Annotated in this window: 16 protein-coding genes and 1 tRNA gene; all 17 read left to right on the plus strand. The window is 38.5% G+C overall.

The window, feature by feature from the left end:
- Positions 1–309: IS3 family transposase (locus BLW54_RS12955; RefSeq protein ID WP_139254189.1), on the plus strand; the 309-nt coding region annotated here is incomplete at its 5' end.
- A gap of 584 nt (positions 310–893) precedes the next feature.
- Positions 894–1,103, plus strand: a complete 210-nt coding sequence (locus tag BLW54_RS12960; protein WP_074735083.1) for a hypothetical protein — start codon at positions 894–896, stop codon at positions 1,101–1,103.
- Between the two features lie 198 nt (positions 1,104–1,301).
- Positions 1,302–1,946: an SLATT domain-containing protein gene (locus BLW54_RS12965; RefSeq protein ID WP_074735086.1), complete on the plus strand. Its 645-nt coding sequence runs from the start codon at positions 1,302–1,304 to the stop codon at positions 1,944–1,946.
- Between the two features lie 2 nt (positions 1,947–1,948).
- Entirely contained in the window at positions 1,949–3,334 is a 1,386-nt protein-coding gene (locus BLW54_RS12970) for a reverse transcriptase domain-containing protein (protein WP_074735088.1), read from the plus strand.
- Positions 3,335–3,690: 356 nt separating this feature from the next.
- Positions 3,691–3,933 carry a hypothetical protein gene (locus BLW54_RS12975; RefSeq protein WP_074735090.1) on the plus strand — a complete coding sequence of 81 codons (243 nt, stop codon included), beginning with the start codon at positions 3,691–3,693 and terminating at the stop codon, positions 3,931–3,933.
- Positions 3,934–4,084: 151 nt separating this feature from the next.
- On the plus strand, positions 4,085–4,690 hold the full coding sequence (locus tag BLW54_RS12980; protein ID WP_035509892.1) for a hypothetical protein: 606 nt from the start codon (positions 4,085–4,087) through the stop codon (positions 4,688–4,690).
- A 168-nt stretch (positions 4,691–4,858) separates the two neighbouring features.
- Entirely contained in the window at positions 4,859–5,287 is a 429-nt protein-coding gene (locus tag BLW54_RS12985) for an endonuclease domain-containing protein (RefSeq protein WP_167358817.1), read from the plus strand.
- 156 nt (positions 5,288–5,443) lie between these two features.
- Positions 5,444–6,616 (plus strand): TraB/GumN family protein, encoded by a 1,173-nt coding sequence (locus BLW54_RS12990; protein WP_074735092.1) that lies wholly within the window; start codon positions 5,444–5,446, stop codon positions 6,614–6,616.
- A 125-nt stretch (positions 6,617–6,741) separates the two neighbouring features.
- Positions 6,742–7,266 carry a hypothetical protein gene (locus BLW54_RS12995; protein WP_074735094.1) on the plus strand — a complete coding sequence of 175 codons (525 nt, stop codon included), beginning with the start codon at positions 6,742–6,744 and terminating at the stop codon, positions 7,264–7,266.
- Positions 7,267–7,525: 259 nt separating this feature from the next.
- On the plus strand, positions 7,526–7,978 hold the full coding sequence (locus tag BLW54_RS13000) for a hypothetical protein (RefSeq protein ID WP_035509902.1): 453 nt from the start codon (positions 7,526–7,528) through the stop codon (positions 7,976–7,978).
- Between the two features lie 183 nt (positions 7,979–8,161).
- Positions 8,162–9,058, plus strand: coding sequence for a DMT family transporter (locus tag BLW54_RS13005; RefSeq protein WP_074735096.1), 897 nt, complete (start codon positions 8,162–8,164; stop codon positions 9,056–9,058).
- A gap of 597 nt (positions 9,059–9,655) precedes the next feature.
- Positions 9,656–9,729 (plus strand) — tRNA-Gly (locus BLW54_RS13010).
- Positions 9,730–9,858: 129 nt separating this feature from the next.
- On the plus strand, positions 9,859–11,568 hold the full coding sequence (locus BLW54_RS13015) for an ABC-ATPase domain-containing protein (protein ID WP_074735098.1): 1,710 nt from the start codon (positions 9,859–9,861) through the stop codon (positions 11,566–11,568).
- 17 nt (positions 11,569–11,585) lie between these two features.
- A complete protein-coding gene (queG, locus tag BLW54_RS13020; protein ID WP_035509912.1) occupies positions 11,586–12,719 on the plus strand; it encodes a tRNA epoxyqueuosine(34) reductase QueG in 1,134 nt (377 codons plus the stop codon).
- Positions 12,720–12,792: 73 nt separating this feature from the next.
- Positions 12,793–13,341: a methylated-DNA--[protein]-cysteine S-methyltransferase gene (locus BLW54_RS13025; protein WP_035509914.1), complete on the plus strand. Its 549-nt coding sequence runs from the start codon at positions 12,793–12,795 to the stop codon at positions 13,339–13,341.
- A gap of 75 nt (positions 13,342–13,416) precedes the next feature.
- The gene (locus tag BLW54_RS13030; protein ID WP_051744237.1) at positions 13,417–14,286 is read left to right on the plus strand and encodes an amidase domain-containing protein; all 870 of its coding nucleotides are present in this window, start codon (positions 13,417–13,419) and stop codon (positions 14,284–14,286) included.
- A gap of 51 nt (positions 14,287–14,337) precedes the next feature.
- Positions 14,338–14,814: a tRNA (uridine(34)/cytosine(34)/5-carboxymethylaminomethyluridine(34)-2'-O)-methyltransferase TrmL gene (gene trmL / locus BLW54_RS13035; RefSeq protein ID WP_035509916.1), complete on the plus strand. Its 477-nt coding sequence runs from the start codon at positions 14,338–14,340 to the stop codon at positions 14,812–14,814.
- Positions 14,815–14,889: the final 75 nt, after the last annotated feature.

The raw sequence follows: 14,889 nt of genomic DNA on the forward strand, positions 1-14,889 counted from the left end.
TTAGAACTTTTCCATACCGATCGTGGAAGTGAGTTTAAGAATCAAGCCATTGAAGAGTTACTAGAAACCTTTAACATTGACCGGTCTTTAAGTATGAAAGGCTGCCCTTATGACAACGCGGTCGCTGAAGCTACATATAAAGTGATTAAGACAGAGTTTGTTTATGGAGAAACTTTCGCAACCCAAGAACAATTAGACCTGGCTTTATTTGACTATGTCCACTGGTACAACCATATCCGTATTCACGGAAGTTTAGGCTATTCGAGCCCTATAGAGTTTAAGAAGAAGCACCTTAACAAATTTGTCTAGTTTTGTGTTGACAATCCACTTTTTGATACTATCTAAATTCTATAGTACAAGGGTTTTAATGTAGTGTCAATAAGTGTAGAGTTTATGATACTTTTGATCAAGTGAAAGAAATAAGGATTATTTTGTGTCACTGTTACAGCGTCACTACATTTACCTATAACAGACATACACCACAATAAGAATAGGGAATAGCAAAAGGGTATGGTTGAGGTGTTAAGAAATAAAAACAATGCCACAGTTAGCCAAACTAAGTAAAAGGGATATAAGAAGGGAAGAACTCAGTAAAAGTAACTATAGATGCAAAACAAACACAAAAAGTAATGAATGAAGATTAGATAGAAATAGATTGATAGCTGGAGAGGTGGCACCGCCATAATACAATTTACAGTAAGCTAAGGGGGTGTATAGGGGGGAGGGGGGTGGTTATCCCTGCCGTTCTAGTGCTTTCAAAATATATATTTCACTTTAAAAACTTTTAGGTGAAACTCTTAATGATTTATAGAAAGCTTATTACCAAAACAGTAATTTTAGTATAAAATATAAATGTAATTGAAAAATATTACATTTATATAGGAGGAGAAGGGATGAAATCTAAACCAGAGGAAAGATGTGCCAAATGTAATGGATGGGGAATTGACTGGGATGACGTTTTTGATAAAAGAATTGATCAGATAACTGATACTCAAGGCTTAAGCTATTATGATGCAATAGAACAAGCGAAAGCAGATCATGAGTATCAAGAGAATTATTGGAATTGTAAAGATTGTGGAGGAACTGGAATAAATAAAATTTAATTATAAAATTATGGATAATCTGTGATATTATTACTATAGAGTAAGGTTCTAACTTTGTGATCTCAGTCAATTAAAACTGAGGTATTCTAATCAATGGTACATATGTACCTAAGAAGATTCCTAGAAACAAGGAATACTCCATCCAACGCATCAGAACCTTACTCTTTTCTTTACACATTTCTTTTATGGGGGATATATATGGGAGAAGAAAAGACTACATTGGTAGATGAACCCTCAAGCTTTTCTGAGAATGAAAAGCTTTTAAAAGATATAGAGGAATTTAGAGATAATAGAGTGTGGGTTACTAAAAAAACAAGGATGGAAGCAGAAGCAAGAATGAATACTAACCATCTTTTTTCGTTAGTTATTGTAAATTATTACACAATGTTTGTGCTATCATTTTCAATTTGGTCTTTAGTAAATAAAGAGAGTCCGAGTAATATCAACTTACTTACAGTAATAGCTTCTGTATTATTGTTTGGGGCTTCTATATTTGTATCTACATATGGATTTAAGGAGAAAGCAATTTCTTTTAAGAATTGTTACTTAGACCTATATAAAATCGAAAATCGCTTAGATAAACTCTTGTTTATGAAAGTAGACCACGAAAAATTATTATCAGAGTTTGATGAAGTTAAGAAAGAATACAATCATGTTTTAGAGAAAACGGATAACCATAGTAATACGGACAGATTAGTATTCTTGAAAAAAAAGAAGATGATTAAGGAATTTGGAGATTTTTTAGCATATTACGAGTATAAAATCCTAAATGCTTTTATTAAAGTCTTTTTAGTCCTCATTCCAATAATACTGTTAACCTTATTTATATTCATGGGGGGTTAATAATGGGTGATACTACTCCTGCATATAAATTATTTAAAGAATACTATTCTAAAGATAAACTAGAGGAACTGCATTCTGAGTATATACATAATAATACGGCATCTGGTATAGATAGAATGACCAATGAGGTTTTTATAAGGAACTATAATCACCACATTGACGTAATCAATAACAAGATATTCAAGGGTACTTATAAGTTTACTGTTTTTAGAGAAAAAGTTTTCATCAAAAACAAAAATAGTAATAGGTGTATTTCTATTCCTACGATAAGAGATAAAATTGTGCTAAAAGGGTTGCATAAAATTTTGCAAGAAAGCTTTTTTTTAGAACAACCCCTCGTACAAACTGTAATAAATGAAGTTAAAAGTTCAATGGGCAACTATGACTCCTTTTTAAAAATTGATATTAAAGATTTCTTTGGTTCTATAGACCATTTTGTTCTACAAAGGAAACTGAACAAAAAGATCAGAAAACCTCTAATCCAGAAAACTATTCTTGATGCTATAAGAACTCCCACCGTTTCACAAAAATCTCAAAAGGTAGATAGGTTATTTTGCAATTTTAAAGGTGTTCCTCAAGGGTTATCAATCTCAAATGCATTAGCAGAAATTTATTTTCAAGATTTGGATAAAAAATACTCTAATGTTAGTTCTTTTAAGTTCTTCAGATATATAGATGATATTTTGGTGCTTTGCAATAGTAAAGATACAAGAAGGATTAAGAACTTATTGTTCAAGGAACTAACAAATAAGTACAAACTAAAAGTAAACCAAAGCAAGTGTAAACAAGGGTATATTGAGGAAAGCGGCTTTGAATTTCTAGGTTACAAAGTTAAACACTTACCAGCTATTGATAAGGTTGGATTAACCATTAAAAAATCTACAAAATTAAGATTTGAGAAATCTCTTGTAGATATGTTCACTAGGTATAAACATTCAAAGAAAATTTCTCCTGAAGAATTTGTATTTTATTTAAATAATAAGATCACAGGGTCAATTAGTAAAAAAATAAGTGGTAATTCTACCAAAGATAAAAAGTATGGATGGGTGTTTTTCTATTCCCAAATAGATGATATCAATGTTTTCTACCATCTTGACTGGTTTATTAAGAAGTTAATAAGCGATTCTGAACTCGAACAAAATTTATTAGGGCTTGAAATAAAAAGCTTTGTAAAAACATATTACGAAATAAGATATAATCGAACGAAAACTACCTATATTCATCGACCTGATCTTTTGTCTAACGAAGGTAAAAAAAGATTACTTATTAACACATTTAATGTACATGAAAGACACTTAAACGCTGACGAACAAATAGAAAGAATATATTACGCTAAAGTTTATAAGCCTATAAAACAATTAGAAAAAGATGTTCAAGATTTTTCTTAAACTGCTTCTTGAAAATTAAAAGTATATTCTTGCAACCAAATAACTTGAAGTGGTATGTTAAAGGTGTGGTGTGAATAGCTTAAAATAAATATCTGCAATTAACTGTAGAATTACTTAATATCACTGAAATTAACGGTAATAAAAATAAGTACAGTAGGAACTTTCCGACTCAAAATCGTGTTCCTCACGGAGTGTCGGTTCGACCCCGACCACCGGTACTAAAAGCGAAGGACGGTATCTACTAGTGTAGGTATCGTCCCTTTGTACGTTTAACGCGACGTTAAATGGTCGTGTGCCTATTCAAGTAAACGATAAACCCCGTTTTCCTAAATCTAAGGGAAAGCGGGATTTTTTGTATGCGTGAAAATCATCATAATACGAGGTTGAATCGAAAAGGCGTTAAAAGGTCAGGGTATATTACATACAAAGCAAATGAAGGAAGACACAGGGAAACAATCGCTGTTTCTACGGCAACAAACGGATATGGAAACAGTGATCTATTTCCTGCTGAGACAGGGGAGGGGCGGTATCGCCGATTTTATCGAGATAGCAATGGACAAGTTAATCGGACAATTCTTGCAGGCGGTTACACAGCTTGAGTGGTTAATTCGATATTAGAATTAGAGCGCCTTAATTTTTATCCTTATATATTAAACATAAATGTGAATTTCAGCGATAGAATGATAGTAAATGAAGCTTGAAATGAACGGGTAATTGATTAGCTGGCTTAGGCGAGGATGGAGATGTTATATGACACGAGTAGAACTTTCTGGTGGAATAGGTTATTTTATTGAATTAGTCTCAAATCCGAGTTTTATGGGAGCGCTGCTTGGGGCTGTAACAACAGGGATGATATCAATTTTAGTATTCAAGTGGGAGAAGCGTAGTGAAAAGGTTAAAGAACAACAACATTATAAGAAACTCTATAGTGAAAATAGAAAAAATTTAAATCTAGCAAAAACATATTCGCAGGAATATAAGGAAGTTGTACAAGGGAAGAAGGGGTGTTTAGATATACACCTAGAAGTTATGGGTGCTTTATTTAAGATGGTTATAAAAGAGATAGAGAGGATCGGGATAAGTAATATCCCCTATGATGTACATAACAACTTTGTCGAGATGAGGGATTCCTTAAGGACAATCTCTTTGTGCGCGGATATTTTTCATGAAGTAGGTGCTCTCAGCAATTTAGAAGAAGAGTTTACAGAGGATGTAAATAGGTATAAAAGAAATTTAGAGGCTATTGAGGCCTATTTCAATGAGAAGAGTTTTGGAAGTAATTTATATCCTGGGATTTTTTCGTTAAGGCGTTTAAAGAAGCGGGTAAACCGAAACAGACGAAATAACAAGCATTAATATAAAGGCCATTAAAGGATTCAATTCAGGAAACTCAGAAAGTAAAATAACGAGCTGGATAAGTTCCAGAAATTTAAAGGACCGAAAATAAGTATCTTGGAATACCCATTTGATTCATTATGAATAAGAACAGGGGGGAAATGGATAGAATAGTAGTGGGTGATGGATATGAATGGAACCATGTTTATCGAATACGCTGCTTTTATGACGTTATTGATTTTGGCTGTTTTGTTAACATTACGGGTTAGAGATGGCAGCCAGCAGCCATTGAGTGATGCTGAGGTTTTCACTTCAAGTTTGGTTAAACGGTTGTATGAAGGTTTTCTTTCGTATGGTTTGCAGCCGACTTTGCAATACCGTGTGGATAAGTACACGATTGATGTGGCTTTTCCAGAATTGAAGATTGCGGTGGAAGCTGTGGAGCATGATTTTCTAATTTCGTCAGATGTGTGGGAGGCGGAATGGGAGAAGGAGTCTTATCTCAAGAATCATGGCTGGACAGTATTGAGGTTCAGTGGTGCTAGAATCGATGAGGATTTACCAAGGGTTGTTGAGAAAGTCAGCAGAGAGTTAACCAATAAGTCGAATTCCAGCTAATTTAACAGTCATAGGGATTCGTCAAGAGGCCAGGCATTTTGTCTGGCTATTTTTATTGTTCCAGTCAATTTTGGGGAAAGGATTCTCATTTGACCTTTTCTAGTTTAATATTAAGGAAGAGGTAAAATACGAAGGAAACACAAAAGGAAGGTTCAGATGTCTGCATTGGAAGAAAATATTACGAGAATTCATATAGATCATAAAGAATACATTCTCATTGGTACAGCGCACGTTTCGAAAGCAAGTGCGGAACAGGTAAAGGAAGTTATTGAATCGGAAAAACCGGATTCGGTTTGTGTCGAGCTTGATCAACAGCGGTATCAGTCTATTAAAGACGGGGACCGTTGGAAAAACACGGATATTTTTGAAGTGATTAAAAATAAAAAGGCTACGTTGTTACTCGTTAATTTAGCTATTTCGTCTTTTCAGAAGCGTATGGCGAAGCAGTTCGGCATTCAGGCGGGACAAGAAATGATTCAGGGGATAGAGTCAGCAGAAGATGTGAATGCAGAGCTTGTATTGGTGGACCGTAATATCCAGATTACATTTTCCCGGATATGGGGGAATATTGGTTTCGGTGGGAAGATGAAGCTCTTATTGTCTATTTTTTACGGGATCTTCAGTAATGATAAAATTTCTGAGGAAGAGTTGGAAAAGATGAAATCTCAGGATATGCTTGATGGAATGCTGCAGGATTTGACTGATAACTTTCCGACATTGAAAAAGCCTCTGATCGACGAGAGGGATCAGTATCTTGCTCAGAAAATTAAGGAGGCTCCAGGGAATAAAGTAGTTGCCGTCTTAGGAGCTGCTCACGTCCCTGGCATAAAGAAAGAGATCCACAAAGAACATGATTTAAATGAATTAAAACGTCGACCTCCCAAATCAAAGCTCCCTAAAATGATAGGATGGACGATCCCTATCCTTATTTTGTCCATTATTCTTTACACGTTTTGGGCAAATCCAACAGCAGGGACACAGCAAACGATTAGCTGGGTGCTTTGGAATGGATCATTTTCCGCATTAGGCGCAGCAGCAGCGCTTGCGCATCCATTGGCCATATTGTCTGCCTTCATAGTGGCCCCGATAACATCATTAAATCCTTTGATTGCCGCAGGGTGGTTTGCTGGAATTGTACAAGCCTACTTTCGACGTCCGAATGTAGGGGACTTTGAAACGTTGTCTGACGACGTAACAAGTGTCAAAGGTTTCTGGAATAATAAAGTAACACGTATATTACTTGTGGTTGTTCTTGCGAATGTTGGCAGTTCTCTTGGTACATTCATCGGTGGTGCTGACGTGATCCGTTTATTCTTAGAAAATTTATAACTAGTAATGAAAGAGAAGCTGTAGAGGCTTCTCTTTTTTATTTACAGTTATTTCTTGTAATGTTACATCATGTTACAATTTAAAAGTCAGAAAATATAAAATTATGGGAATGAAAGGGATGTATCATGAGCAAGTTTGTTAAAGGAACTTCCATCCTTGGGGTGTTAGTTCTTGGTATTGGTGTATGGCAATTAACAGAGATGGACCAAGAGAAAGGAATGGATGTGCAAGCCCAGCCGAATGATAAACACGAAACCTACGAAACCGTAATGATAGATAAAGAAGAAATGGACCAGGTGGAAATAAGACCTGAAGAAAAAATGATAGATTCTCCTACCCTTCGGTCTATTCAGGAAAGCGTGGAAGAGAATGAAGAAATGAAGCAGTTAATAACTGGACTTGGAACAAGCGTCGGGACGGATTTGCAAAGTCATGAGGTAGATACGGAAGAGGAATGGAAGGAGTTGGAGAAGGATACTAAAGATAAAAAGGAGATGATTAAGAAGCTGCTTAAGATTACGAATCATAAAGAACTCAGGCAATTAGCTTCCAGAGCTCTTAGGAACTTTGAACAAACGATTGAGAAACGCCAGTTCAGCCTTTATAAAGAAGCCGTTGCTTCATTTAAGACAATTTCTGATCGTTTATAAAGAAGATGCATTCATAAGATCCCAGAAGATGATCGAGTGACTTTTAATTACATGATTGCTATCTCCTTTTCCTTTTTCATTCCTTAACGGGAATTCCCTATTTGTGTGGACAAAAGGGGAGTTTGACGAATTTATAAGACATTCGGAACTCCGCTTCCTCTCTTTGTGGTGAAATGGGTTTATTTTTCCTTCGTTTACGTTTGATTTCCTTAAATAGTGGGGATTAGCTAAGTAAACCAAAATGAAGGAGGTACTTAGTATGTCCACACCATTAAAAGACCGATTGGATACTGAAGAGTTAAGTTCATTAAAGACGGCGGCCATTCTTGAATTCACGGAAGAATTGTTTGAATCTGATCAGTATCAGTTGTTGGAAGTGATTGATTCTGATCAGCAGCAATTGTTCATCGTAAATCGTAATGAACGTACGTTAACGGTGCTTAGTCTTTCACAGGATATGGCTTTGAAGAAAGAAACATTGTTTACAGATCGGATTATTTCTATGAAAGAATACTTTGAGGAATACAGTCTTTCAGAAAATACGCCTCCTCGAAAGATCGAAATTACTTTCATGGAGGGGCGAACACTATTAATTGAACCCGTTACTTCCAAAAAACAAAATCAAGACTATCAGAGACAAGATATTCTTACCCAAGTAGAAGAAGATTTTGAGAATTTAATAGCCGCTTTAAAGAGTATTGTCATTTTGTAGATCGCGATGACCTTTCTTTTCTTGAGTTAAAGAGAAATCGAGGCTGTGATGAGGACAATCAATCCCCTCGGTTTCTTTTTTGTTATGGTCTCCATTCTCTGATACGATTTTGTACTAGAATGGGCGTTATTTCTAATTTGAAATAATATATATAGGTGTCGTTAGGAGAAAGGAGAGGGGCAAGTGTATTCGTACATATTACTTATATTTGTAGTGATTTTTTATGCAGGCAATATATTAATGGGGAAAGCGATGAATGATTTACCACCATTTACAATCGCTTTTTTCAGGCTTTTTGCAGCCTTTATATTCTTGCTCCCAATTGGCTATCGAAGGGCATTAAAAGCAAAGCCCGTATTCTTGAAGCATTATAAGCCTTTACTAGTCATGACAATTACTGGAGTGGCTTTTTTTAATACATTTATTTATGCGTCTCTACAGTTCACATCAGCTACAAATGTAGCGGTGCTTGAAACGATTATTCCGGTTTTAACCGTTATTTTAAGCAGCGTCGTCCTTAAAGAAAGGTTAACAAAATTACAACTGGCTGGAGTTTTCCTTTCTTTTTGTGGAGCCCTTGGGGTGGTGGTTAATGGGAACATTTGGCAATTGGCTAAGATGGATTGGAATATAGGGGATATCATTATGGTTGGAGCGATTATTTGCTGGGCTGTTTACTCCATGATCGTAAAGGAAGTGGTGCATCTCTTCCCGCCACTCGGAGTGCTTCTGGTCATGACGGGAATCTCCTTAATCGTATTAATTCCTTTTGTGACATTGGAATGGATATCTCTCGGTGTGCCGCCATTATGGAATTTTTCAAATATTATAGGTTTTTTATATTTAGGTATCTTTCCCTCTTTAATAGCTTTGCTGTTTTATAATCACGCTGTCGCCCACCTTGGTGCATCAAAGGCTTCTATTTTTTTGAACCTTCTCCCAGTGTTTACAATGGCTGGTGCCTATATATGGCTAGGGGATGAGATCTCAATGGTGCAGATCATAGGTGCTGGGACCGTTATTTTGGGGGTTGTGTTTACTACACGTCCTCAGAAAGTGAAAGAAAAAATAGGCGTATAAAACGAAGATACCGAGGAATATTAAGGGAAAGCAGTTTTCGGACTATTATCAACCTATTACACTCACTCAAGCTGTACAAGTGATTTTGCAACGTTTTATAGCGAATTCAGTTAAAAAAGCTTGTTGGGGGTGAAATTATGGCTTCAAACACGTTGATCGACTTATTTAAACTGTTTATTGATTCCATCCACCTCTTAGCCTTTCTTGTTTTCTCCATGATTTACGTGTATCAGTCTAAAAAAGGATGACCATTTTCAAAAAAACCGCTTCGGCGGTTTTTTATTTTAAACTGGATATTATTCATTGGCTGCTTATTAAGCTGCAGAAAGAAACCTTTCTCTTCTTGGGTTGAACTTTGCTTAAGCTTATTTGGTTGGGTATAGAATAAAATGTTTAGAAAAGAGTTTTTTTGGAATCATCGGTTTAATTACCTCTACGAAACTTCTAAAAAGTAAAATAATAATAATAAATTCGACAAAAAATCGTAACTTCCCTGTTGCATCGCTAGATTTCAAATGTTATGATTACAAATGTATTCAATAAGAGTTGTTCGAACAACTTGATATAGTCGGCTTCAGCTAATGAAGTATTCCCTAAGCGGGTGTAGTTTAATGGTAAAACCTCAGCCTTCCAAGCTGATGACGAGGGTTCGATTCCCTTCACCCGCTCCATTGATATTATTTATACTTATGTGAACCAACGCAGTGTTTCGTTAAATGGGTAACGAAGCATTGCGTTTTTTATTGATGTAAATTGGATAAACCCTATAATAGACCTGTAGATCGAAGGAGGAATCCATTGTGAAACAATTACAGCAGTATCTAAAGCAAATAGATGGTAAAAGTTATAAAGCTTATAAGCAAATTCAAGGAACTTATTCATTTGAGCGCTATGATTTAATGATTGATTATGTACAAGGAGACCCTTTTGCCGCTCCTTCTAAGATTAGGATAAGGGTTCCTGATCGTGAACGGAAAATACGGCGAGAATGGATAGGTGAAGCTCGCAGAAGGTTCTATGCGGAAGATACAATCACCAGGGCAGTTGCAAAAACTATTCATAAGACCCAGACAAGTGTGAAAGGTTCTGGCAAGAGCGGGATGGTCGCGATTGATCAACCAGGGCAGGAAATCTTGGAGCGGACAGCTGTTTCGCTAAGAGATCAGGAGATGATCATTTGTCTGACAGTCGGTTTGCCTGCTAATGGAAGACGTATTAATGGCAAACAAGCAGAAAAACTTTTCTTTTCTATTATTCCGGAAATATTAAAGCAATCCGTCTTTTCAATAAAGGACCATGAGATTGAATCTGCTTGTCGCCTCGCCGATCAACATCAGGCCATTTTGAATGAGATGAAAAAGAATGACTGGATTTCATTTATTGCGGATGAGTCCATTCTTCCAAGAGAAAGCGGGGTCAGTCAGCGGCCGATGAAAGGATCTGTCCCGTTCCAAAGTCCTGAAGAGAACCGAGTTTCCATCGAGATTCCACATAGGGAAGAGCCGTTATCAGGAATGGCTCTTAAACGTGGGATTGTGTTGATTGTTGGTGGTGGTTACCATGGTAAAAGTACCCTCTTGAATGCGATCGAACGTGGCGTGTACCCTCATATTGTAGGGGATGGCCGCGAGTATGTTCTGACAAATCCTTCTGCTGTGAAAGTGAGAGCGGAAGATGGACGTCAGGTATCGACCGTCGATATTTCTCCGTTTATAAAGAATTTGCCGCACGGGACAGACACCACTGCCTTTTCTACAGAAAATGCGAGTGGTAGTACTTCTCAGGCAGCAAACGTCATCGAAGCATTGGAAGCAGGCGCGTCAAGTCTGTTGATTGATGAGGATACGAGTGCCACGAACTTTATGATTCGGGATGAACGTATGCAGGAACTTGTGGTTAAAGAGAAAGAACCTATTACACCATTTATCGATAAAATCAAGCAGATGCGTGATGAACTGGGAGTTTCCACAATTCTTGTTATGGGTGGCTCAGGTGATTATTTCAACGTCGCTGATGATGTGATCATGATGGATCAGTACTCCCCTTACAATGTGACGGAAAAAGCAAAACACATTGCGGGCAAATATCCAAACGACAGGATTGCTTCTTCTGAGGAGACGTTTGGCCGTGTACCGAAACGGTCCTTTGCTCCTCAAAGTCTCCAAACCCGTAAAGGGAAGAAAGAGAAGGTTCAGGCTAAAGGGATGAAAAAAATCCTCATGGGCCGTGAAGACATTGCATTGGATTATGTAGAGCAGCTTGTAGATGCATCCCAAACTAGGTTAATCGCTGACTTATTACTCCATTTAGATAAAAAAGGGGTGTTAAAGCAGGGGGACTCCTTAAAAGTTCTGCTCGATAAAATAGAAGATCAGTTTGATCGAGAAGGGCTTGCTTCCTTTGCCCCATTTAGAGACCAACACCCGGGTGAACTGGCTCGACCGAGGCGATTTGAAATTGCTGCTGCCCTCAACCGAATCAGGACAGCTAAAGTTAAAGATATTAGATAGAAAGGAGGTGTGTCAGGGTGGATTTTCATCAGTTTAAAGAAGAGGTCATTGCCCACAGTAAAGAAATTGGAATTGATAAAATTGGTTTTGCTTCCGCCGATGTTTTCGGTGAGTTGAAAGCACGACTAAAAAGGCAGCAGGAACTTGGCTATCAATCCGGATTTGAAAAAGGTTCTGTTCAAGAGCGTACGGAACCTGGCCGACTGCTTCCTGGTGCCCAGTCAATCATTTCCATCGCCCTGGCTTACCCTTCCAAAATGCACGATGCCCCTAAAAGTAAAAAAGGGGATCGGCGCGGGATTTTTTGCCGAGCCTCCTGGGGGCAGGATTATCACAACGTCCTGCGCGACCGTCTTCACCGTTTAGGAGCTTTTTTACAGGAGAAATTTCCTGAGGTAGAGTTGAAAACCATGGTGGATACGGGGGAATTATCAGACCGCGCGGTAGCTGAACGTGCGGGTATCGGTTTCAGTGGAAAAAATTGCGCCGTGATCACACCGGAATTTGGATCATATGTATATCTTGGGGAACTCGTTACAAATATTCCGTTCGCCCCTGATGACCCTGTGGAGGACAGTTGCGGAGACTGTAATATTTGTGTCGATGCCTGCCCGACTGATGCGCTTGTGCAGGGGGGACAGCTCAATGCTCAAAGGTGTATTGCTTTTTTAACACAAACGAAAGACTTTCTGCCGGATGAGTTTCGTACTAAAATCGGAAACCGACTTTATGGCTGTGACACATGTCAGACGGTCTGTCCTAAAAACCGAAAAAAAGATTTTCATAATCATGAAGAATTCGAACCAGATCCTGACGTGGTTAAGCCGAGATTGACTCCTTTATTATCGATTTCCAACCGTCAGTTTAAAGAAAAGTTTGGGTTTATCTCCGGATCATGGCGAGGAAAGAAGCCGATTCAAAGAAATGCGATTTTAGCTCTTGCTCATTATCGTGATGAAACGGCTATCGATGAACTGATTCGTTTGATGAAAGAAGATCCGCGTCCAGTAATTCGAGGAACAGCAGCCTGGGGGCTTGGTAAAATTGGGAATCCTGAATGCTTCCAGGCAATTGAAGAGGCGAAGAGATTGGAAGAAGATGAGAAAGTGCTTTATGAAATGGAGAAAGGGCTCCAGTTTTTGGAACAATAAACGATTGTGCCTTTTCAATGGAGTAAAGCTTTTGTATAATAGAAAAAACTGTTAAAAGAAGAAGGGGTTGAATATGAACCATCAATCGTTCTTATACTACGACACTTTCGAAACTCCTTTGGGTTCAATGACTATCCTAGCCAATGATGAGGGAGTATGTCGAATCGATTATGGACATTATGAAGACCGGCTTGCTGCCTATCAATCTTGGAAAAAGAAACATTTTCTCAAAGGGGAGCTCGTCTATGACCCCGAACAAAAGTATGTAGCACAAACGAAAGTCGAATTAACGGATTACTTTGCGGGAGAGCGTAAAGAATTCCATGTTCCGTTGAACTGTTACGGAACTGATTTCCAACGTCAGGTTTGGCGGACCCTTCTCCATCAAGTGCCATATGGTGAAACACGTTCCTATAAAGATGTTGCTTCCTCTATGCGCGCCCCGAAAGCAATTAGAGCCGTAGGAGGAGCCGTGAATCAGAACCCCTTTTCCATTATAGTTCCATGCCACCGAATTATCGGTAGTAACGGTAAATTGGTCGGTTATGCCGGCGGTTTAGATAAAAAGCAAAAACTGCTGGAATTTGAAAAAGAGCATCAAACTATAAAGCAAAATCAATGAAGCAGCCTCTATGGCTGCTTTTTTGAATTCATGTCCTTTCTTCCTTGTCATAAGATGTAAGAGGAGGGGAGAGGCATGAGCCATACATACAAGCTGCAAGTCTATTGGGAAAAGGTTATGGACCGTCTTAGTGAACAAGAGGATGAATTATGGTTGAGACAAAAAGTGGCGGGTTTAGAAGAAAGAGGGCATCAGCTTCAGAGAATGACTTTTCACATTCATCCCTATCACCGGATCGCCTATGAAAATCAAACAACTATACATTATCTGTTACATCTTTCTCTGCTTATTAAATCGGGGAAAATGAATTTCTTAGAAGAAGGGTATTACGTAGGCAGAGCCCATTTTCTCGGGGAAGACTGTATTCATCACAGGGTGATGACGGAAAGGTGGGGGAAAGGTCAATCCTCCAAGCCTTTGCCGTCTGATTTTATCGACAAATCAGAGAGAAGTTTGTCTCGCTTTACTTACAATCGAAGGGAAGCTGTCCGTTACGCCGACCGTTGGTGGGACAGCTATAATCCTCAGTATAAGAGTTTCGATGTTGATTGTACGAACTACGTATCCCAATGCTTACGGGCAGGGGGAGCTCCTACATGGGGGGCACCGAACCGAACGAAGGGGTGGTGGTATGGGAGCGGAACATGGAGCTACAGTTGGTCTGTGGCTCATGCGCTAAGGTGGTACTTAGGGGGAGCAAGACAAGGACTCACGGCCACAGAAGCTTCCACGGCAGACCAGCTTTCCCCGGGAGATGTAATTTGTTACGACTTTCAAGGAAACGGAAGGTTTGATCACAATACCTTCGTCGTTAAAAAAGATGCGAACGGAATGCCGCTTGTCAATGCTCACACCTCTAACAGCCGGCATCGTTATTGGGCGTATGAAGATTCAACCGCTTATACGCCTGATATTCAGTATAAATTTTATAAAATTGATGGGTGAAGACTATGGTATAATAGTTTAGTTAACTATGACTAAACTGAGGTGAAACGAATGCCCAACCATATTGTTCTCTTTCAACCAGAAATTCCTGCAAATACAGGGAATATTGCCCGTACATGTCTGGCTACCCATAGTGAACTCCATCTGATTCGTCCACTCGGGTTTTCGACAGATGATAAGATGGTTCGTCGAGCAGGGCTGGATTATTGGCATAAGGTTCAGGTGAATTATTACGATTCTATCCAGGAATTGTATGAGGGTTACTCTGAGGGAGAGTTTTATTATATCGAGAATTTTGGTACAAAATCTTATGCGGACTTTGACTTTAGTGATACCGATAAGGACTTGTTTTTTGTCTTTGGCCGCGAAAGTGACGGGATTCCGAAAGAATTGCTGGAGGGATTGGATGATCGTTGTTTAAGAATACCAATGACGGATCAGGTCAGGTCTTTGAACTTATCCAATACAGCCTCAATCATTCTTTTTGAAGTGTTGAGGCAGCAAGGGTACCCCAACTTAATCAAATAAAAAAGACGGCCTGATTCGGTCGTCTTTTTTCATGAAAAGCTATAGTGAGGTAAATATAATAGTCTTACGAGGATG

Origin of the sequence: Halobacillus karajensis (assembly GCF_900108515.1) — a bacterium.
Taxonomy (GTDB): domain Bacteria; phylum Bacillota; class Bacilli; order Bacillales; family Halobacillaceae; genus Halobacillus; species Halobacillus karajensis.